Annotated in this window: 21 protein-coding genes; 8 read left to right on the top strand and 13 right to left on the bottom strand. The window is 40.0% G+C overall.

Going from position 1 to position 19765, the window contains the following annotated elements:
• Positions 1-41: 41 nt before the first annotated feature.
• The 6 genes from BUA34_RS14660 to BUA34_RS14635 form a co-directional block, all read right to left on the bottom strand.
• Positions 42-827, bottom strand: a complete 786-nt coding sequence (locus tag BUA34_RS14660) for a ParA family protein (RefSeq protein ID WP_072830875.1) — start codon at positions 825-827, stop codon at positions 42-44.
• Positions 820-1497 (bottom strand): 16S rRNA (guanine(527)-N(7))-methyltransferase RsmG, encoded by a 678-nt coding sequence (locus tag BUA34_RS14655; RefSeq protein ID WP_083579810.1) that lies wholly within the window; start codon positions 1495-1497, stop codon positions 820-822. The genes BUA34_RS14660 and BUA34_RS14655 overlap by 8 nt, the downstream gene beginning before the upstream one ends.
• 568 nt (positions 1498-2065) lie before the next feature.
• The gene (locus BUA34_RS14650) at positions 2066-2854 is read right to left on the bottom strand and encodes a hypothetical protein (RefSeq protein WP_072830871.1); all 789 of its coding nucleotides are present in this window, start codon (positions 2852-2854) and stop codon (positions 2066-2068) included.
• A 63-nt stretch (positions 2855-2917) separates the two neighbouring features.
• Positions 2918-3679, bottom strand: a complete 762-nt coding sequence (locus BUA34_RS14645; RefSeq protein ID WP_072830869.1) for a hypothetical protein — start codon at positions 3677-3679, stop codon at positions 2918-2920.
• Positions 3680-3939: 260 nt separating this feature from the next.
• Positions 3940-4647, bottom strand: coding sequence for a hypothetical protein (locus tag BUA34_RS14640; RefSeq protein ID WP_072830867.1), 708 nt, complete (start codon positions 4645-4647; stop codon positions 3940-3942).
• On the bottom strand, positions 4631-5035 hold the full coding sequence (locus BUA34_RS14635) for a VOC family protein (protein ID WP_072830940.1): 405 nt from the start codon (positions 5033-5035) through the stop codon (positions 4631-4633). The genes BUA34_RS14640 and BUA34_RS14635 overlap by 17 nt, the downstream gene beginning before the upstream one ends.
• Before the next feature lie 106 nt (positions 5036-5141).
• Between BUA34_RS14635 and BUA34_RS14630 the strand changes: the two genes are divergently transcribed.
• From BUA34_RS14630 to BUA34_RS14615, 4 genes are all read left to right on the top strand, one after another.
• On the top strand, positions 5142-5645 hold the full coding sequence (locus tag BUA34_RS14630; protein ID WP_072830865.1) for an O-acetyl-ADP-ribose deacetylase: 504 nt from the start codon (positions 5142-5144) through the stop codon (positions 5643-5645).
• A 15-nt stretch (positions 5646-5660) separates the two neighbouring features.
• Complete coding sequence (locus BUA34_RS14625; protein ID WP_072830863.1) at positions 5661-6080, top strand: hypothetical protein; 420 nt, start codon at positions 5661-5663, stop codon at positions 6078-6080.
• Positions 6081-6099: 19 nt separating this feature from the next.
• Complete coding sequence (locus BUA34_RS14620; protein WP_072830861.1) at positions 6100-6498, top strand: pyridoxamine 5'-phosphate oxidase family protein; 399 nt, start codon at positions 6100-6102, stop codon at positions 6496-6498.
• A gap of 493 nt (positions 6499-6991) precedes the next feature.
• Positions 6992-7705, top strand: a complete 714-nt coding sequence (locus tag BUA34_RS14615) for a hypothetical protein (protein ID WP_072830859.1) — start codon at positions 6992-6994, stop codon at positions 7703-7705.
• A 103-nt stretch (positions 7706-7808) separates the two neighbouring features.
• Here the strand turns inward: BUA34_RS14615 and BUA34_RS14610 are convergent, their stop codons facing one another.
• A complete protein-coding gene (locus BUA34_RS14610; protein WP_254794508.1) occupies positions 7809-8945 on the bottom strand; it encodes a glycosyltransferase family protein in 1137 nt (378 codons plus the stop codon).
• A gap of 331 nt (positions 8946-9276) precedes the next feature.
• On the opposite strand from BUA34_RS14610, the gene BUA34_RS14605 reads away from it, so the two are divergent.
• From BUA34_RS14605 to BUA34_RS14590, 4 genes are read left to right on the top strand one after another with little or no spacing between them, the layout of a single operon-like run.
• Entirely contained in the window at positions 9277-10542 is a 1266-nt protein-coding gene (locus BUA34_RS14605; RefSeq protein ID WP_072830857.1) for an AAA family ATPase, read from the top strand.
• A 1-nt stretch (position 10543) separates the two neighbouring features.
• Entirely contained in the window at positions 10544-11074 is a 531-nt protein-coding gene (locus BUA34_RS14600; RefSeq protein WP_072830855.1) for a hypothetical protein, read from the top strand.
• A 32-nt stretch (positions 11075-11106) separates the two neighbouring features.
• Positions 11107-13428, top strand: coding sequence for an ATP-binding protein (locus BUA34_RS14595; RefSeq protein WP_072830853.1), 2322 nt, complete (start codon positions 11107-11109; stop codon positions 13426-13428).
• Position 13429: 1 nt separating this feature from the next.
• Positions 13430-13669 (top strand): hypothetical protein, encoded by a 240-nt coding sequence (locus BUA34_RS14590; protein ID WP_072830851.1) that lies wholly within the window; start codon positions 13430-13432, stop codon positions 13667-13669.
• 38 nt (positions 13670-13707) lie between these two features.
• Here BUA34_RS14590 and BUA34_RS14585 read toward each other — a convergent pair whose 3' ends face one another.
• From BUA34_RS14585 to BUA34_RS14560, 6 genes are all read right to left on the bottom strand, one after another.
• A complete protein-coding gene (locus BUA34_RS14585; RefSeq protein WP_139255960.1) occupies positions 13708-14046 on the bottom strand; it encodes a hypothetical protein in 339 nt (112 codons plus the stop codon).
• Between the two features lie 10 nt (positions 14047-14056).
• Positions 14057-15238, bottom strand: coding sequence for a hypothetical protein (locus BUA34_RS15640; protein ID WP_083579809.1), 1182 nt, complete (start codon positions 15236-15238; stop codon positions 14057-14059).
• 109 nt (positions 15239-15347) lie between these two features.
• On the bottom strand, positions 15348-15944 hold the full coding sequence (locus BUA34_RS14575; RefSeq protein WP_072830847.1) for a LemA family protein: 597 nt from the start codon (positions 15942-15944) through the stop codon (positions 15348-15350).
• A gap of 121 nt (positions 15945-16065) precedes the next feature.
• A complete protein-coding gene (locus tag BUA34_RS14570; protein ID WP_072830845.1) occupies positions 16066-17205 on the bottom strand; it encodes an iron-containing alcohol dehydrogenase family protein in 1140 nt (379 codons plus the stop codon).
• Positions 17206-17221: 16 nt separating this feature from the next.
• The gene (locus BUA34_RS14565) at positions 17222-18283 is read right to left on the bottom strand and encodes a tetratricopeptide repeat protein (protein ID WP_072830843.1); all 1062 of its coding nucleotides are present in this window, start codon (positions 18281-18283) and stop codon (positions 17222-17224) included.
• A 6-nt stretch (positions 18284-18289) separates the two neighbouring features.
• On the bottom strand, positions 18290-19699 hold the full coding sequence (locus BUA34_RS14560) for a histidine phosphatase family protein (RefSeq protein ID WP_072830841.1): 1410 nt from the start codon (positions 19697-19699) through the stop codon (positions 18290-18292).
• Positions 19700-19765 lie beyond the last annotated feature (66 nt).

The following is a 19765-nucleotide window of genomic DNA, read 5'->3' as shown; positions in this document are numbered from 1 at the left end:
GTTAAAACTAATGACTAAAGACCAATGACTATTGACAGGGTCTACTTTTCCTTATTCAATATTTCCTCGGCGAGTTTCATGTATGCCTGGGAACCCGTGCTTTGGACATCGTAAAGAATGACCGGCTTTCCGTGAGAAGGAGCTTCGGAAAGTTTTACGTTACGCGGAATCATTGTCTGGAAAACGGTATCGCTCAAGTTTTCGCGGACTTCTTCGGCAACCTGCTTCGAGAGACTCAGACGGGAGTCATACATCGTGAGGAGGGCGCCTTCGATTTTTAATCCGGAGTTAAGGTTCTTCTGAACTTCGCGGATAGTCTTGAAAAGTTCAGTCATACCCTGCAAGGCGTAATATTCACATTGCACCGGAATAAGAACGCTTGTCGCTGCAGTCAGTGTATTGATTGTTAACAAGTTTAAGCTCGGAGGAGCGTCGACAATGATGAAGTCGAATTCCTGCTTCAGAACATTCATCACGCGTTCGAGTCTGCGTTCGCGACTCATGGCGTTGACAAGTTCAATTTCCATGACAGCAAGGTCAGGTCCAGAAGTAATAATCTTCAAAAAGTCAAGCGGCGTGTCCAAAATTGCAGGCTTGATATTTTCGAATGTGAGATTATCCGGATTTCCAGCCATGTCCAAGATTTCGTGGATATCCATATCCTGGGATTCCATGAAACCCAAACCCTGCGAGGCGTTACCCTGCGGGTCCATGTCTAAAAGAAGAGTCTTCTTTTCAAGGGCTGCAAAACTGGCGGCCAAATTCACGGCCGTTGTAGTCTTTCCGACTCCACCTTTCTGGTTGCATATGGCGATAATTTTACTCATTATTACCTCGGGTGACTAGAGCGTACACCTGTTCTTCTTCTGGAAGTGTGTATTGTTGAATACGCACATTAGGATCATTTTCCAAATGGACAATATTATTGTAACTCTTGAGGGTGACAAATGTGCCACCTTTCTTGAGTCCAACTTGGGCGCGTTCCCAATCATTTTCGAAAGTCGAGAGGGCGCGGCAGCTGATAAAGTCAAGGTCGGTCAGGCCGGAAGTTTCGAAGCGCTTGCCGACGACAGTCAAGTTATCCAAGTGGAGTTTTTCCTTGACCATCTGCATAAAGTTCACGCGCATGTGGCGCGGTTCGACAGCATAGAACTGCACGTTCGGCATAGCAATCGCAAGCGGGAAAACTGGGCAGCCAGCACCAGCACCCATATCGGCCCAACGCTTCGTGTCATCCTGAGCGGAGCCGCAAGGCGAAGTCGAAGGATCCAGTAACTTTCCCATAAACACAAAGGGAACGAGCGAGTCGGCTATGTGCCTGCTTAAGAACTTTTCAGAATCCTTTGCCGAAATCAAGTTGCCAAATTCCTTGGTATCCACCACCAAGTCTGCAAATTGGTAAAGCTTGTCGAGAGTCTCTTCGGACAATTGCACACCATGTTCTGCCAAGAACTGGTTCAAGAGATTTTGCTGCGCTTTGTTAGTTCTATAACTCAAGTTTTTTTATTGTCATTCCCGCCACCGAGCGGGAATCTCCCTTTTGTTGGGATTATGGTTGCATGTTTCACGTGAAACCTTATGAGCCGAGAGTCGCAGAACATACTTGTATGTTCTATGACCGAGGCGATTAAGGTAGGACACGAAGTGTCCAAATATTTTCGATCCGAATTGAAATTTAGCATAACTTTTTTAGAAAACAAACAAATAACTCCCCCACTATAAAACTTTTATAAAATATATGTTGATAACATTTTGATAAATGTTGAGAAACTGTTAAGCCGAATGCTGCGAAATGTATGCTTGCATACATTTCATAGCTGAGGCGTTAGTTTCGGGCTATGCCCAAAACTTGTTAAGGTTTGAATGCGAAGACGTGCTTTATGTTCCACGTGAAACGCATCCGAGGTCAGAAAGCGAAAAAATGCTTGCATTTTTTCATTTGCTGACCGATGGGTGTAGGACTACGATGTAATCGTAGGCCCAACATAGGGTGAGATATGAGGCGAGTGAAGCAAAAAAAAATCCCTCGCATTCATAGCGAGGGTTATCTGTTTTTAATGGTTAATTACTTTAAAAATTGGACTGTGAATTTTCCTTTAGCAGGTCGTCCCATTAAATCAAAATGTCTGCGTTTTTCGATATGTAGTTTTGGGCGGACTGTATTATGAATTGATGTTTTGCCATTTTTTCGTTCATGGAAAAAGTAGGTAACTGTTTTGTGATCAAGTCCTTCTTCTATATATGTTTTGCTGAGTGTAGGTTTCCCATTTATAACAGCGGTTTCATATCGGTACCATATAGTTTGGTAATTGTCGCGATCATCTTTCTGATAGCATGTATTAGTATCTTTTTCATCCATGACAATAATCTCGGTTTGGTCGCGTCTGAAAATGGTATCGTTTTTCATGACATAGATGAAAGTATGTTCATCTTCATCATCAATGTCGGTAATGGCTATGGAGTCTCCATCAAAGTACATAGTTGTTGTCGGTGAAAAACTCATACTGTCTATCGCAGTACTTATGGTCCATATATTTCCTTCGTGAGAGACCTTGATACTATCATGAGGTATATTAGTTGTTTTATAGGACCATTCCCCATTACGGAGGTTCGCTTCATAGATGCTATCGATTTTTTCATTGTTCCAGTATGCTTTCCAGATGTAGATGGATTTGCCTCTGGTTTCGGCTGTTCCTTTGTCCCAGTATGCACTGTCTGGAACGAGACCATCGTAATTTTCATCGAACATTGCAATTTCCATTTTTTCTAAATCGAAAATTGCCTGGATGCAATTGGCCGAAGCTTGAGAAAATAGAACTAAAGCGGAAAGTATAAGTATGATTTTCTTCTTCATGTATTGTAATATAGTAAATAAATTAATTTGTGAGTATTATATTGGAAAAATTATGAAATCGACTTATGGCTTTACCGCAGGCTTAACTTGAGGTGGATTTTGTTCATGTCGCGAAAAGTTTTCCATGAAGAACGGGAGTGTAATTATCTTAAAGAACCAACCAATGTTGCGTTGCTTGTTGGTGATTTCGAAAGAGACACCTGCTGTTACCTGAGCTAAGAAAATTCCAAATTGAATCCCCACTTCTTCAACGAATCCGAATTCTTTGAACGAATAATGAAATTTGTTGTCTTTTTCCTCAGATCTGAGAAACCATTCTATAGCATGACTTTCGGCTAGCGCAACTCCAGAAAGATTGTTCCCATACAATATGTACTTTGTTGTACCGGATGCAAGCCACAATCCTACAAATGCTATTTTCTGCAAAGTGCTTTCTTTGGGAGCCGCCATTCCGAGAATGCTAAATCCTACAGAGATTGCTGCACTTCCGATTGATAAGTCATCGATTTTCTTGTCTCCTTCGGTTCTTTCTAACCTGCGATCAAATCGTAAAAATGTAAAGTCTGCGAGCAGTCGGTCAATGCTGAAAAGTTTGCTCCCCAAGTTTTGTGCGCTCATGCAAAATATATCCACTTCAAATCTTTTAGTGGATGTATATCCTACCCCTCCTAGGAATATTACCTGGAATGGGTTGTATTTGTTTTCGTAGATGTTGCTTACATCTATAGAAAAAGTAGAATCCTGCACTGAATTTTCCAATGCAGATATCTTTGCAAAAGCGAAAGATATAGAGATGAGGAATATGGTAATAGACTTTTTAATCATAATGTTCCACGTGAAACGCAGCCGAGGTCAGAAAGCGAAAAAATGCTTGCATTTTTTCATTTGCTGACCGATGGGTGTTGGACTATGGCTTTGCCATAGTCCAAACATGCGATAGCGAGTGTTGCAAAAATATGCTTGCATATTTTTATGACCGAGCATGAGCATGTAGGACTATGATGAAATCATAGTCCAAACATGATATGAGGCGAGAGAAGCAGGAATGAACATAAATGTGTTATTTATGTCCTTCGCTCCATTGTCTAGATTACAAAAGGTATTGCTAAGAAGAATAATTTTGCATACCATCCTATGTTACGCTGTTTGTTTGTTACTTCCAACGATATGCCAGAAGATATGTAGGCGACTACTAAATTTAATTGAACGCCGATTTCTTCAATGAAACCGACCTCGTTAAAAGCATAATCTGTCTTTCTGTCATGTTTGGTGTTGCTAAGGAACCATTCAAAGGCGTGTGTTTCTACGAGCGATATGCCAAATATGGGATTTTCTATCACTGCGAATTGCGTTGATCCGGAAGACAACCATAACCCACCAATTGCGATTTTTCGCATTGTACTTTTTTTGTCGGTGAATCGGGATATGCTTCCGAATACTAATGTTCCAATAATTGCCCCAAGGGAACTTTCGTTGATTTCTTTTCCGTTTTCTTTTCTTGTTAGACGTCTATCGAAACGCAAAGGAATGAAATCGAATTCCAATCGTTTATTGTCGAAAGCTCCCATTATACTGACGGATAATCCGTTGAGTTCGAGTCTTTTTGTGGAAGTGTACCCTACCCCAACTAATTTTAAGGAAATGAGAAGGTCGAAATTGTTGGATTTGGTGGTGTCGATGTCTAGGTTACTATCGATTGATTTTTCATTAGGAGATGTGTCCTCGTAATTGTTTGCGAGGACAAATGATGCTGAGACAAAGAATATGGTAAGAGCTTTATACAGTAATCTCAATTCTGTTCCCTTCGGGGTCGAAGACTACACTTTCATAATACCCATCGCCGGTAGTTCTGGGTTGACCTACAACTGGTACACCTTCAGAAGACATTTGTTGGGTCAGATGGTCCACCTCTTCTTTTGAACCAACGGAAAAGGAAAGATGGGTGAAGCCAAGATGTTCCACGTGAAACATCTCGACAGTCCCAACATTTCGTTCAACACGTATATCAGGGCGATGCATGACTTCCAGGCGGGCACCATCATCGAAGGTAATGAATCTGCTGGTAAACTGTTTTGTCGGGTTGTGGTAAATTGGGTGGACTACCCCGCCGAAGTATTTCCGGTAGAACTCACATACCCTATCGATGTCTTTAACCCAGATGGCAATATGTTCAATCTTCATAAAATGATCATTTGGAACAACATTATTAATATACATAAAAGCGACCTATTTGCCATTATTATATAGTGAATTATATTTAATAGTGAAATATTTATAGGAGGTTTTCGTGATCAATATTGAAGTTATCCAGGGCGATATTACCAAGCTTAAAGTCGATGCCATTGTGAATGCGGCGAATTGTTCGCTGCTGGGAGGTGGCGGTGTCGATGGAGCTATACATCGTGCGGCGGGTCCGGAACTTTTGCAGGCGTGCATTCCTTTGAACGGCTGCGAGACGGGCAAAGCTAAAATTACACCTGGGTTTAAGCTCCCGGCAAAGTTTGTGATTCATACCCCGGGGCCGGTTTATCGCGACGGCCTGCATGGTGAACCTGAACTTTTGGAATCTTGCTATAAAAGCTGCCTTGCTCTTGCCGAAGAGAAAAATTGTGAGACTGTTGCCTTCCCCGCTATTTCTACCGGCGTCTATGGATACCCCTGGAAAGAGGCAACCGAAATTGCCGTGAAGACGGTCCGGAACTTCCCAGCGAAAAACGTCAAGAAGGTCATCTTCTGTTGCTTCAGTACGGAGATGGAAAAGATTTATCGAGACGTTTTTAAATGTGCATAATATAGGACCGTCGCTTTGGAATTTATTATCATTTTCCTTCTCTCTGTACCTGTTATTGTTTTTTCTCTCCATCGTAAGCGGGTTCTGCTTATCGCTGAAATTCGATGGGAATCTCAGCCAGTAATGTTTACTATTGTTTTGGCTACGTATTGTTTGTGTGCTGTTGCCAGTCTTTGCAATTGCTTACCATTACTTGAAATTGTTTTTCCTAAAGTGATTGCCCCTTCGTCCGAAAGTTTGGAACTTCTTAACTTCATTACGGGTTTTGAGTTTTGTTTTGCAGGGGCGCTTGTGTCGGTATTTGCAAGAGTTGTTACGATACGCAAAAAGAACTATACCTGGAAAAGCTCGCCAAAGGTTAGAGGGACGATATTGGCGGTGTGCATTCTCATGTCGGCAGGGGCGCTAGAATTATTAATTTCTATATTGGCATAAAAACAAAAAGGAACATCTTATGGAAAAAGTCAAGAATTTCATCAAGGAATGCGGGGCCTATTTCCTCGCAACAGTTGACGGCGACGAACCGAAAGTACGTCCGTTTGGCACCATCGAAATTTTCGAAGGCAAGCTCTACATCCAGACCGGCAAGTCCAAGAATGTTTCGAAACAGATCCAGAAGAACGGCAAGGTTCAGCTTTGCGCCATGAACAAAACTTGCAATAAGTGGCTTCGTTTGAGTGGAACTCTCGTTCGTGATGACCGCCGTGAACCCAAAGTCCACATGCTCGAAGCTTACCCCGAACTCAAGCGTATGTATTCCCCGGACGATGAAAACACTGAAGTCCTTTATTTCAAGGATGCAACTGCCACGTTCTGCAGCTTCACTGAACCGCCGCGTACTGTGACATTTTAGTTGATTGTTGAAAAAATTCAAATAATTTACAAACGCCGGGTTCTACGTGGAACTCGGTTCTTTTTTATTTGTGAATAATTGTCGATTTATGAATGTTGATAAAATGAAGTGTTTTTATAAACAATTATATGCTAAAATAAATATGAGTTTCAAAATAATTAATTTTTTGTTGATAGCTATTGTTTACATTTTTCCACTAAATGATGTTTCACGTGAAACAAATAATAAAGTAGGTGGATAAATTGTAAAAAATGATGTTAAACTGTGAAAATCTTATTTTAAATATGTACATTATATCAACACAGCGTATTTTAGAGTATATGTCGAATCCAAAATACGCAATTAAATTTTTGCGGCTTTACGTACACCCCTTCTTTGTTTTTGTAGGTGAATGTGAATAGATTTTTGACTATTTATAGTGCTATTTCTACGAAATAATTGCCTGTGGTAACAGGAGTAAATTTGCAATTGTTATATTTTGGCTGGAGGATTTATGCAGGATAATACGAAACGCGGAGAACAGGCTCTTTTTTGGATGAAAGTCCTTTTTGTACTTTTCATCCTATTGTTTTTTGTAAATAACGCCTTTGGTGATTCCATGAAAAGCATGCAGCAAGATTCAGTTGTCCTTGCTGTCGTTTATATCATCTATAGTTTTATTTGTGGAATAGGCTTTTTGGTTTCTTCGGTGATGTTCCTAGTTTATTATTTCTCATGGCTTCACCGTGCGATTGCAAATTTGCGCGTTATAGCGAAACCGGATTTTTCACCTGTCGGTGCAATTATTCTTACTCTGATTCCGATTATTGGATTTGTTCTGCACTTTTGGATTTTTAACGACATGGCCGTGTGTCAGGAAAAATGCATGGAAGAGCGTGGTCTTTTGAAGGAACGTTTCCCGAAAAAGTTGTTAGTCGCTTGGTTCTTTGCTACGCTTGTGTATGTGGTGCTTATGTTCAACCATTCTGAAATTATGGTTAAGATTGTCATTCAAAATTTGATCTTTGTGGCAAGCATTGGCCTGTATATCAAATTCCTGACGTTTTACACTGCGCAAGAACGTGAACTTTTCAAGTATCATACCGAGACGCTTTTCAATAAGCGTGTAGAAGAAGCAATCCGCGAACGTGATATCGAACGCGCTGCCGAGATGCTTCGCAAAAGTCAGAATAAAGAACCTCCTCAAACTGAAGACGTTCAACCCTGACAAAAAAATTAAATGTGCGCCAGGTACAAACTGTCATCCTGAGCGAAGTGTAACTGCGTCAAGGAATCTCAGGCTCGTTATTCCCGCGTAGGCGAAAATTTCATTACAAATACGTCGCCACGAATTTTTTCTGGAATTCCGGATCTTCGTGTGCCCAATGTTTTTCTTCCATCGCCTGGTATTGCCAGTTGATGGCTTGCATAAATTTTTCCGGATTGCAGAGCTGCGCGAAAATTGCATCGAGTTCATCGACCGTTGCATTTGAACCGACGAGCTGTTCCTTCGGAGCGTAGCTGTACGGACTCCCTGCAAAATCGTTTCCGATAAAAACGGCTCCGAGTGCGGCCGCTTCCTTGAGCTTCAAGTCGCTCTTCGCTTTATTGAAATTGTTGTTCGAAAGCGGCGTGATGTAAAAGTCTGGCTTGTAGCTTGCCGCAGTTGATGCAAACTGCATGAAGTTCGTGTAAGGAATTTTCGTGTATTTCCCGTCGAGGTCTTTCAGAAAATCTGGCTCGCCAAAAATCTGGAAATCGATGCTCCCGTCTTCGATATGCTTGCGGATCCAGGGAATCCAGGCGCCTTCGAGGTCACCCGGAATTTCAGCAGTGAAATGTCCGAGACTGCCGGCGTACATCACTTTCGGTTTGCCCGTGAAAGCGGACGTTCTCTGCCCCATCCCGAACAGCGACTTTGAAACACCGTTCGGCATCACCACCGCGTTAACGCCGAGGTCGGACTTGATGCGACTCGCGAGATAACGTGTCGAGCAAACCACCACGTCGAACAGCGGCAACACCTGCTTGAGACTTGCAAGCATCATCTGGTCATGATTCGGAATCTGCTTTGCGTACGATGCGATGACCGGCGAAAGATCCCACTGCAAATCATCCAAGTCTGTCACCAGCTTGAATCCACATTCTTTTTTGAGCTTGGAATAGAACAACGCAATCTGCGCGCGTCCCGGCGCCGTCGGTTTTTGCAAAATCACCGCGCGCGTCTGCTTGAGCGCGTCTTTGTTGTTGCAGATGATTTGCGTAACCGAAGGCACGACCTGAAAATCGTTCGGCCCCATGAACTGCGTCAAGGGAGAAATGCAACGAACCCAGTCCGATTGCGCCATGTCGTAAGGATGCACGATAACTTGCGATTTGATCATGATGGGAAAAGTAGTAAAAAGTTTTGAGGAAAGCGGAGAAATATCGCTGAGAATGCAAGACGAGGCTGCGCGGATAATGCGCATAATGTTGGAGGAACGCTCGCGGAATGCAGAAGGGAATTCGCCGGAAATGCCCCGCCTACCCCACCCCGTCATTCTGAACGGCAACGCCGTGAAGAATCCATTGATGGTTTAGAATGAAACTGCGTGGGAAATGCGCCGAACAATGCCCTGCCCTTTGACATTGTCATTCCGGCCAGAGCCTGTTCTGAGCGACAGGTAAATTCATTGCAAATAAACTTTGTCCATGACAGATAAAAGTAAGAAGTTTATAAAAAACTTACTTTAGGTTCATTTGTTGACATTAAATTAAATTAAGTATAAATTGTGCGAAAAAATCACTCAAAAGGGATAAATGAAAAAAATGAAATATTACATTGATAATTTTAGAGGTCTTCAAAATCAAAGGATTGATTTAAAAAAAATAAACTTTCTTGTGGGTGAAAATAGCAGTGGTAAGACTTCTATAATAAAAGCTTTAGCAATTATAAGTAATGTACGTTTTTGGATGGATGGTGTTATATCGTTAGAAGATGTTGAGTTTGTTTGTTTTGAAGATATGATTTCTGCTCATAATTTGGCAGAAGAATTTAGGTTGGGTGTTATATATGATGATAATAAATTGCGTGCTCAAATACTTTGCTTTAAAAATGATCATGGAATGCCCAAGTTATGTAGAGAAATAATAATTATTGATGAATTGCTTATGGTTTTGCAATCTCAAGAACGAATTAGTTATCGAATTAAGGAAAATTGTCAAAAAAAGGATCTTGAGAAAATTCTGGATAATCCATCATATGTAGATGAAATTGTTATTGGTATAGAAGAAAAGAGAATTCCGGTGAGTTTTCAGATACCGATAGGTATTATTCCATCAATTATTTTAGAAAATTATTCAAATATAAAATCAAAGCAAAAGTATACTGAAATTTTAAATAAGATGATGGCTCAAAGGATGAGTAGTGGTTGTATGTATATTGCTCCAATAAGAGCAAAACCACAAAAATTTTATTCTGGAATTAAGACTACATATACATCAGAAGGTAGTCATGTTCCATATGAAATAAAAAATATAATTGAAAATCATGAAAATTCATTAGTGAGTTTAAAAAAATTCGGGAAAAATAGTGGATTGTTTGATGATATTAGTATATCAAAATTTGAACGTAAAGGTTTTTCACCATTTGAACTTATTGTAAAAAAAGCAGAAAAAGAATATGGTGTGTCAACTGTTGGATATGGCGTATCACAAATTTTGCCTATAGTTGTGGATATGCTATTGGCTAAAGATCGGTTAGTTTTGATTCAGCAACCAGAAGTACATCTTCATCCTAAAGCGCAAGCTGCTTTTGGTGAATTTTTATTTGAATTAGCATGTCTTGATAATAAGTGTAAGTTTGTAGTAGAGACGCATAGTGATTATATCATAGATCGCTTTAGATATTGTATGAACAATAGAAAAATTAAAGTAGAAGCTGATGTGTTTTTTACAAAAAATGAAGGAGAGAAGAATATTATTCAATTGATTCCAATAAAAGAAAATGGAAGATTCGATAGTTCGGAATTGGCTGAATATAGAGAATTTTTTATAGATGAATCGATTAAAATGATGGAAATATAATATGTGTGTTGTCATTGATGCAAATGTAATATCCTCGTTTTTTAAATCTGGAAATGAAAAACACGAGAAATTAGTGCCTCTTTTAAAGTGGGTTGTTTTGGGTAGGGCTAAAATTGTTCTTGGTGGAAAACTGTATACAGAAGAAATTGTCGAAAAACAAGATTCGCTGATCTCTTTTATTAAAGAGTTAAATAACTTTAATAAAATACATTTTTTTTCTAATGAAGATGTATCAAATGTAGAATCACAAATAAAAAAAATTGAAAAAGATACAGATTTTGATGATCCTCATATAATTGCTTTGTTGATTGTTTCTCGTGCAACTGTGTTATGTTCTGATGATTCACGAATGTTTAAATATGTGCATAAAATAAAAGAATATAATAAATTAGCTCGTACTCCTAAAATATATACAACTCAATATCATGAACCGCAAGATAGCATATTATGTGATGAAAATATATGTTCATATGGAGAACATGAAAAATTGCCTGAAAAAATTGCAAATATGTTATTAGCAAAAATGGCTTAGTTTTATTATTAAACAACAAAAATTGTGAAAAAATGAATCCTGTTTATCTAGATATTCATATTCATACATCTGATAATCCTGATGCACTTAATCAGAATTATGCAGTTGATACAATTTTAAATAAAATTGAAGATGTATCTCAAAATGCAGATTGTCTTATTTCTTTTACAGATCATAATACAATCAACAAGAAGGTGTATTGCGATATCCTAAGTAAGGGTGTGGATAAAATTCATCTACTTTTAGGTGTTGAACTGCATATCAAAAATTTTGCAGAAGCCCCGGCTTATCATTGTCATATACTATTTAAGAATGAAATAACAGAAGAATGTATTGATAATATAAATGAAATATTGGATAAATTATATCCTCAAAAAGTTGTCGACAAGATGGATCCTGGAATTCCATCTCTAGATAGAATTGTTAAGGCTTTTGATGCTTATGAATTTATTTTATTACCTCATGGGGGACAGGGACATGCTACTTTTGATACTTCTATTCCAAGAGGCAAGAAGTTTGATACTGTAATGGAAAAAAGTGTCTATTATAATCAGTTTGAAGGATATACTGCTAGGTCACAGAATGGATTAGAAGAAACTTTAGAATATTTTCAGCGTTTGGGAATTCGTGATTTTATCAGTTTGGTGACATGTACTGATAACTATAAACCTGAAATATATCCAAATTCAAAAAATCGCGATGCACCTCCCTTTGTTCCAACATGGATGTTTGCAGAACCTTCTTTTGATGGTTTAAGATTATCGTTATCTGAAGAATCTCGTTTTCTATATCAGGAAGAAAAACCGGAAGTCTGGTCAGAATATATAAAAACAGTGGAACTTCATAACGATAAAATTGATGTTGATGTTAATTTGAGCTCTGGACTTAATGTTGTTATTGGTGGATCATCTAGCGGAAAAACTTTGTTCGTTGATTCTCTATTTAGAAAACTTTCGCATAATCAAGGTTCATTTGATAATTCAGAATATAATTCGTATAATGTATCTGCGTTAAATGTATATAATCCTTCTGGTGTTAGTCCGCATTATATATCACAGAATTATATTATGAAGGTTGTAAATAATGAATCTTCTGATAAGCTTGAAAATATTGATATAATAAAGAGTATCTTTCCTGATGATCCATCATTTAAGGAAAAAATAGTTCGCTTATTGAATAACTTCCAAAAAGATGTAACAGATCTTATTGAAGAGGTTTCAAAAATAGAGCAACTAGAAAAAGAGTTGAGAGCTGTACCGCATTTTGGAAAATTAATACTTTTAACAAAGATTCCACAAAACATATATAGGCTGTTTGAGCCGACTAAAGAGATATCTGAAAAAATAGACTATAACGATTCAAAAATGCAAAGTAATATTGAATTGTTAGATTCTATAAAAAATACGATAACAGAGAATCCATTTTTTAATGAACAAATATTAATAAATTTTGAGAATATTGCAGAAGAAATTAAACGATTGAATACAATTTCTAATATGCATTCTGAAATTTTAGTTCTCGTTACTAGTGCAATAAAAGAATTTAAATTGGAAACAGAAGGTAAAAATGCTCAAGAACAAGTGAAAAAAGAGCAAATAGATTCTCTTGTAGGAAAGATAGAAGAATATGTAAAAATGAAGATTTTGTTTAAAAAGAAGTTAGAAAAGATATCTACATATTCTTTTAAAGCGGATTCGAGAGAAATTATTTCTATGGGACATAAGTTATATATAGAAAATAAATTTACTTTATCTAAAGATATAATTTTAAATACATTTAATGAATACTTGAATAATAAGATTCAAAAATATGAAAGTATTATTCCTGAAATGCTGTTCAAAAGTAATTTTAAACAGCGTCCAAAAGTTGATACATATGAAAAATTCATTGAAAAAGTGTGCAATGCATTGAAAAATGAAAATAAAAATAGATATAAGATAGTGACAAAAGATGGCAAGGATTATGATAATCTTAGTCCCGGTTGGAAAACTTCAATTATTTTGGATTTAGTATTAGGTTATGAGGATGATTTTGCTCCTATTATAATAGATCAACCGGAAGATAATTTAGCTACCTCTTATATTAATGATGGTTTAGTTAAGGCGATAAAAGAAACAAAAAAGAGGAAACAGATTATTTTAGTCTCTCATAATGCTACTATACCAATGATTGCTGACGCGCAAACTATAGTGTATTGTGTAAATAAAAATTCGAAAATAAAGATTAAGTCAGCTCCAATGGAAGGTGAAATTGATGGAAAAAAGGTTGTTGATCTAATCGCTAGGATTACAGATGGAGGTAAACCTTCAATAAAAAAACGCGTAAAAAAATATGATTTAAAGAGGTTTAACTAAAATGAAAATAATATTTAAAAAAACGGAAGATGAACAAATTGTTGCTCACATGCAAGAGGGTGAAGAAAAAAAAGCTTTTGATTATGTTGTTTTATTAAAGAAGTTATTAGATGGTGAATGTGTAACAATTGAATTTGATAATGGAATTGATGAGCCTGAGAAAACAAAAATAGCAGAAATGTATGGTAAAATTGAAGATACTGTAAAAAAAACTGTAAGTAATTTGATTACAAGTGAATAAAAATTTGGTCATCGTTCTTCACGATGACCGTTTTTTTTCTAGTAAAATTTTCCGCCAAGACGGCAAAAATCATAAATAGATCTGATAAATGAAAATACCATAATGAAAACAAAAGGGGATATTTTTATCGCAAATCCAATAAAGAAGAATGGTATCCAAGTTCTTTTTTTAACTATTGCCATTTCCAAGTTCAAGAAATCAAGTATCAGCAAAATAGCAGTGACAAAATAGAGGACCGATGCAAAGACGCTTAGAACGGATAAAAAATGTATTTCGCCATGGATAAAATCCATAATTCCTGATAACGAGAACAGGAGTAAAAGCAAAGAAGAGGTCAGGGATAAAAAACGGTTAATTAACGGACTGCTGATTTTCATAACTCACCTTTTATTTTATGTCGTTCATATTTTGCTTTTCGATCACGAAGTTCTTTGAAAATGGATTATTTTCAACAATAAATCCACCTACAGGCTCCGGATCATAAAATATTTTAACCGAATCGGCAGTTTCTTTTATCCAAAAACGGACAGGATTTCGTTCACGCATACCCCACACATAGTCTTCCTTATAAGTTAATATAGTTACATCTTCTCCATTCTTATTTACACACTTCAGGTGGTGCGTTTCGTATATTCCATAGGAGTCTAAGACAAACAAATGCAAAAAAGGAACATCCAACGAATCCATTTCTGTATATAGCACATTTCCATCTATTTTACATGCACGACTATGGTCGAAATATGATTTGTTATAAGGTGATTTACAAAAAATAGGATACCTATTTGTAATACTGTCTTCATGTCCACTTCCACAAAAGAGATAATAACCAAGCAATAAGAAAGCAAAAAAGACCGTAATAAACGTTTTAATTTTTATTTCATTTTTTGGAATATTCTGTTCAAATGAATCTTTCTTTCTTTTCAAAAAACTTCTTAAGTTTTGATTTAGCGACTCGAATCTGTCGCCTTTTTTTATAAAGGCTATTAATTTTTTTGTTAAAGAAAACAACAAATAGCATGCGCCAAGACATAACACTGCTATAAGAACATACATTTGGACCTTAGCAACTTTTTCATCATTAATCATTTCCGGGCTTCTACACGCTCTATAGCTTGCATTACCTACACCCATTTTCCGGTAATTTAACATTTCTCCGTGTACGCACTGTTGTTTTTTATTGACAATAACAACAGTTACAAACGAATCTTTTTCATCTTTTTTTGAATAATTAGGCAGGTAAAAAGGAACAAAGGCAATAGAATCGTTGGTGAGAAAAATTTGTCTGCAGTAAGAATTCTTATCTCTTAAGCAAAGTTTTTCAAGCGAATCAACATTATACATAGTGGTAAAATCTTCAATTTTACCATCAGCGGAGTCTCTTGCTATATAATCGTAAAATGGTAGATATTTTTCCTCATACAATATGGGATCTTCGGTTGCATTTATTGAGAGATAGTTACGAGCAAGCCCTACAGGAGACCTAGCTTCTGCATTCTCATTTGTTGTACAGGCTACAAATGAAAGCAGAATTACGCTACACAGAACAAACAATGAAAATTTTATACGCATTTTTATTCTTCCCAGAATAAGATTCACATCAATTTATTTATAGGATAAAATAAAAAAAGACCCGCTCGTGGCGGGCCTGAATGGCTTTTTGCGGGCGTTTTTCGCGCGTTTACTTTATATCAAACTGAACTTTCGGGGCTACGCTTGCTCCAGCGTCAGCGGAGAAGAGGGCTTTCGGGGAGGCGCCTGCGAAACCTGCGACGAGGTTTGTCGGGAACTGGCGAATGGTGGTGTTGTAGGCCTGCACGGTTTCATTGTAGCGCTTGCGTTCCACGGCGATGCGGTTTTCGGCGCCTTCGAGTTGTACGCGGAGTTCCTGGAAGCTCTTGTTGCTCTTGAGATCGGGATAGTTTTCGGAGACGGCCATTAAGCGCTGGAGGGCGCCACTGAGGGAGCCTTGCATTTCCTGGAAGCGTTTGAGGGCGGCTTCGTCATTCATGAGGCTTTCATCGAGCTTGATGGTTCCGCCCATGCGGCTGCGCATTTCCATGACTTCGGTGAGGGTGCTCTTTTCGAAGTTGGCTTCGCCTTGCACGGTGCTGACGAGATTCGGGATAAGGTCAAAGCGGCGCTGGTAGGTGTTTTCGACTTGTGCCCACTGTGCCTTTACGCCTTCTTCGAGGGCGATGATGTTGTTGTAAGTGCTGATGCCTTTTCCTACGATGATTACGAGGACAATAGCGATGATGATGAGAGCTTTTTTCATTGAGACTCCGTTTTTTCGATTTACGATAAGTAATATAAAAATTTCGTGATGTGTAAGGAGATTCCCGCTCAGAGGCGGGAATGACAATGCTGATTGTGCGCGGTTCCTTTTCCTGTCTCCCCTACTCCACCATTAGCGATTTTTCGTAGATGTAGTCGATGTCTTCGGGGGTGATTTTTCCGGGGACGAGGTCGAGTTTGGAGCGGTTCGTTTTCATCGCGGCGGCGAACTTGTCTCGCATTTCGCGGGTGACGGTGCATGTGCCGATGAGCTTGCGGAGCATTTCTGCGAACTTATCGACATTTTCAATGCCCAAAAGCGAGAGGATTTTTTCGACGTCTTGCGGGACGAACTTGGCGCAGACTTCAACGTAGGCGGCTAGGAAATAGCCTACTGCGGGTCCGTGCGGAACGCCTGCGTGGAGTGTAAGGTCGTAGCTCATTCCATGCGGTACTGCGGTGCTTGTCTGTGCGATAGACATGCCTGCAATTGTCGAGGTCAGCATGAGTTTTTCGTATAAACTTGCATCAATCGGCGCGGCATTTTCAGCATCATTTCCTGTGGCATTTTGCGCGGCGCTTAGTGCGTCCTTGCATTCCCCCCAGAGCTTAAGGCCGTATTCTGGGCACATGCGGTTGAATAAATTCGATTTCACGTTGAGGATGCTTTCGACCATGTGGGCAAGCGCATCGACCGCGGTGTTTACAATCAACTGCTTTTTGGCGGAGGCAAGGTATTTGCCATCGACGAGTGCGAGCACAGGGAAAATTATGTGCGGGATGCTTTTCTTGAGGTTGATTTTGTGGTTTGTGATGATAGAAACGGGTGTTGCTTCGGAACCTGTTCCGCATGTTGTCGGAACTGCTACAACGGGCGCGTGGTCGAGCGGATGGCTCGGCGCTTTGTGAAGTTCGTCTGCATCAACATCGGGATTCACGAGGAGGAGTGCCACTGCTTTGGCGGCATCGATAGCGGATCCTCCCCCAATGCCGATGATAAAGTCGGCTTTGAATTCACGGGCGGTTTGTGCTGCCTTCCCCACGGTATCTGTTGACGGGTTTTCTTCGACCTCGCTGAAAATCAGGTATGGAATTTCATCTGCGTTCAAGATGTTTGTTACATCGTTCAGTGAACCGTTTGCGGCAGCGGAATTTCGCCCGGTCACAATGAGCGCGCGCTTCCCTACCGCGAGTATATTTTGTGCGTGATTTTTGACGCAGTCTTTTTCGACGTAGATATCCGTGGGTACAAAAAATCGCATGGTGTTCCTTTGAAAATTATTGCATCAGCCATTCTTTATTGAACCACTGGTAAAGTCTTGCTTGTTCGGAGCGGTTCTTGATAAGCCATTGCGCGAATGTCGGGCGGTCAATGGGCTCGCAGATGGTGTAGATAAATGCTTCAACCAATCCTTCGCGGATAAGTCCCTGATAAAATCTCTGGATGGGGTCATCGATTTCGTCGGTGAAGGCGATGAGCTTGATGTTTTTTCTCAGAATGTGGATTAAGAATTCAGTTTGTTCTGCCGAGGAGGAATCCTTGTCGTAGAGTTTGCGCTTGCCGAGTGTGTCTGTCACAAGCATGGTTTGGATGGCGAGCAAAAATTCGTTGTTGACGGTGGAATCACTATCGGCCTGCTTGATTTTGGGTGTGTTCATCTCGACTTTATTGTCTTTCACGAGAACAAATGATTTTGTCCGGCCGTAAAGTCTCGAAAGGTTGTCGCGGATGATTTCGGCTTTTTTGGAGATGAACGTGGAATACATCGTATAGGCGTAAAATGCGGGCCACTTGCCGGTTTGACTTGCTAGGAATCCTGCGTAATAGTAGCAGCCTTCGTGCGTGCGCGTGTTGTTAATGCTACGCTTGATCCAGGCGTAGGCGCTGTCGGCGTTGTTCTTGCGCATGTAGGTGATGGTTGCGTTGTAGGGGATGTTTGCCGAGTTGGGCGTTTTTTGGAATCCTTCGCGGTAGACGGCGAGCGCGGAGTCGGGCATGCCTTTTTCGTCGTAGATGCTTCCGAGCAGGCTATAGAGATTTTCGTTGATAGATTCTGTTTTGAGCTTTGTCGCGGCTTTGGCGTAGGTGAGTGCTTTGTCTAAATCTCGCTTGGCATGGTACGTAAAAGCCATCTCGTATTTGACGAGTGCGTTTTTGGGATCCTTCTTTTCGGCCTGTTTGTACTTGGCGATGGCATCGTCGAATTGACCTTGTTCGTGGAACTGGACGCCTTCGTTTACGAGGCGTTCGACCGCGTCAGCATTTTTGTTGGCTGTATTTGAAGCCGCAAAAATTGAGGTTGTGGCGATGCAAAAAAGGAGTGCAATGGATTTTTTCATGATAAATTATTTTTTTAAAGTATAGAGGATAGCGGAGTAAAATTCGCGGACATCGTCCCAGCGGTAATACGGGGCAGCGGGGCATTTATCCTTGTTGGAGTCCTTACATTCGATGGGGAGTGTCTGCTCGATTTCATTGTACAGGACTTTTACGAGGATGGAATTATTGCCGGAGGACTTGTAGAATACCATTTGTAGGTTTGCTGCCATCGGGATAATCTTGAAGTCGTTCCATTGTTCGTGCAATTTGGTGAGGTCCGAAACTTTTGCGCTTGCGAAGGGGAGTTGCATCAAGGCAGCGAGGGGGAGGAGTGTTGCATCGTGACCAAAGCGGAGTGTGGCTGCAATTGGTGTTTGGGCTGTGCGTGCATTTGTCGATGTATCTACGGCAATTGCTTCATCGGCTTCGTCAAGAATGTTTTGCAGTGTGGGGGCCGCAGATTTGAGTCCTTCGGAACTTGCGATGAGCGGGCTTGTGCCGACGAGACTGTACCACCAAGCGTTCTGGGCTTTCCAGCGTGTGATTTTTTCTTCGGTCGTGAAGAGGTTTACGATGGAATCGGCAGGAATTTTTGCATTTGCAGCAATGTCATCGAGTAATTGCTTGTCCATGCCTTGGAGCGATGTTGCAATCTCGAAGAAACGGTTATAAAATTTGTCTGCTTCAATATTTTTTACAACATAATTGCTGTCATTGAAGAGCTTTTTCAAGAAGGGTTGCGGGTTTACGTTTTTCCAAAGTTTATCGCTTTCATCTGTGTAGGCCTTGACCTTCGAATAGTCGAGTTTGCCCCAATCGAAAGCGCTGATGAACTTCATGTAGCTTTTGCCAGAGATGAGTTCGGGCTTTATTTTTGGATTGAGCGAACGGAGTTCTCCGTTGAACGCGGCCATGCTCACGATGCAGCGTCCACTTGTGCTTGCGTACGCTTTCACGCGCGGTGTAACTTTTTTGCCACCGATTTTCCAGTCCTTGAAGACTTCCCTAAAATTCTTGTACATGCGGCTTGCGATTCCCTCGTGCTGCTTGACTCCCACTTGTGTGAGGTCTCCTTTGCGCGGGGCGGCGTCATTTGCGAGTACCTTGGCGTAGGCGAGCGCTTGTTTACCGAGTTCGGTGAGCTTTTGGGCGGAATCGGCTTTGGAAAGCGTCTCGAAAAGGTAGGTGTATTCTTCGTCGCTGTGGTGGTAACGGCTACCGTGGCGTCCGTAATGGCTGATATAGAATGGCTTGTATCCGGCGGGAATTTTAGTGTAATTGGTATTTACGGGTTCCGGGTACGCAAGGTAATTGCTCGATGTAAATTCGGGATGTTTTGCAAGCTCGGCATCACTTGTTTGGGCGTTGAGGGGGGCTACAAGGAAAAATCCTGCTGCAAGTAAAAAAAAGCCGTTTACGAAATCCATTTTTTTCATGCCACTAATATAATATATTGATGGTTTTGTTTAAGTAAACTAAATTCAAAGTTTCGTTTTAAGGCC

This window comes from Fibrobacter sp. UWB12 (assembly GCF_900142485.1).
Classification (GTDB): domain Bacteria; phylum Fibrobacterota; class Fibrobacteria; order Fibrobacterales; family Fibrobacteraceae; genus Fibrobacter.
Note: the sequence above shows the minus strand (reverse complement) of the source record. Positions and strands in the feature narration are given on the sequence as shown.

Coding starts and splice junctions, on each gene's coding strand:
- BUA34_RS14645 (WP_072830869.1), bottom strand. CDS start 3,679: ATGATTAAAAAGTCTATTACCATATTCCTCATCTCTATATCTTTCGCT.
- BUA34_RS14650 (WP_072830871.1), bottom strand. CDS start 2,854: ATGAAGAAGAAAATCATACTTATACTTTCCGCTTTAGTTCTATTTTCT.
- BUA34_RS14560 (WP_072830841.1), bottom strand. CDS start 19,699: ATGAAAAAAATGGATTTCGTAAACGGCTTTTTTTTACTTGCAGCAGGA.
- BUA34_RS14595 (WP_072830853.1), top strand. CDS start 11,107: ATGAATCCTGTTTATCTAGATATTCATATTCATACATCTGATAATCCT.
- BUA34_RS14600 (WP_072830855.1), top strand. CDS start 10,544: ATGTGTGTTGTCATTGATGCAAATGTAATATCCTCGTTTTTTAAATCT.
- BUA34_RS14590 (WP_072830851.1), top strand. CDS start 13,430: ATGAAAATAATATTTAAAAAAACGGAAGATGAACAAATTGTTGCTCAC.
- BUA34_RS14605 (WP_072830857.1), top strand. CDS start 9,277: ATGAAAAAAATGAAATATTACATTGATAATTTTAGAGGTCTTCAAAAT.
- BUA34_RS14660 (WP_072830875.1), bottom strand. CDS start 827: ATGAGTAAAATTATCGCCATATGCAACCAGAAAGGTGGAGTCGGAAAG.
- BUA34_RS14635 (WP_072830940.1), bottom strand. CDS start 5,035: ATGAAGATTGAACATATTGCCATCTGGGTTAAAGACATCGATAGGGTA.
- BUA34_RS14565 (WP_072830843.1), bottom strand. CDS start 18,283: ATGAAAAAATCCATTGCACTCCTTTTTTGCATCGCCACAACCTCAATT.
- BUA34_RS14615 (WP_072830859.1), top strand. CDS start 6,992: ATGCAGGATAATACGAAACGCGGAGAACAGGCTCTTTTTTGGATGAAA.
- BUA34_RS14585 (WP_139255960.1), bottom strand. CDS start 14,046: ATGAAAATCAGCAGTCCGTTAATTAACCGTTTTTTATCCCTGACCTCT.
- BUA34_RS14575 (WP_072830847.1), bottom strand. CDS start 15,944: ATGAAAAAAGCTCTCATCATCATCGCTATTGTCCTCGTAATCATCGTA.
- BUA34_RS14570 (WP_072830845.1), bottom strand. CDS start 17,205: ATGCGATTTTTTGTACCCACGGATATCTACGTCGAAAAAGACTGCGTC.
- BUA34_RS14620 (WP_072830861.1), top strand. CDS start 6,100: ATGGAAAAAGTCAAGAATTTCATCAAGGAATGCGGGGCCTATTTCCTC.
- BUA34_RS14610 (WP_254794508.1), bottom strand. CDS start 8,945: ATGCGCATTATCCGCGCAGCCTCGTCTTGCATTCTCAGCGATATTTCT.
- BUA34_RS15640 (WP_083579809.1), bottom strand. CDS start 15,238: ATGCGTATAAAATTTTCATTGTTTGTTCTGTGTAGCGTAATTCTGCTT.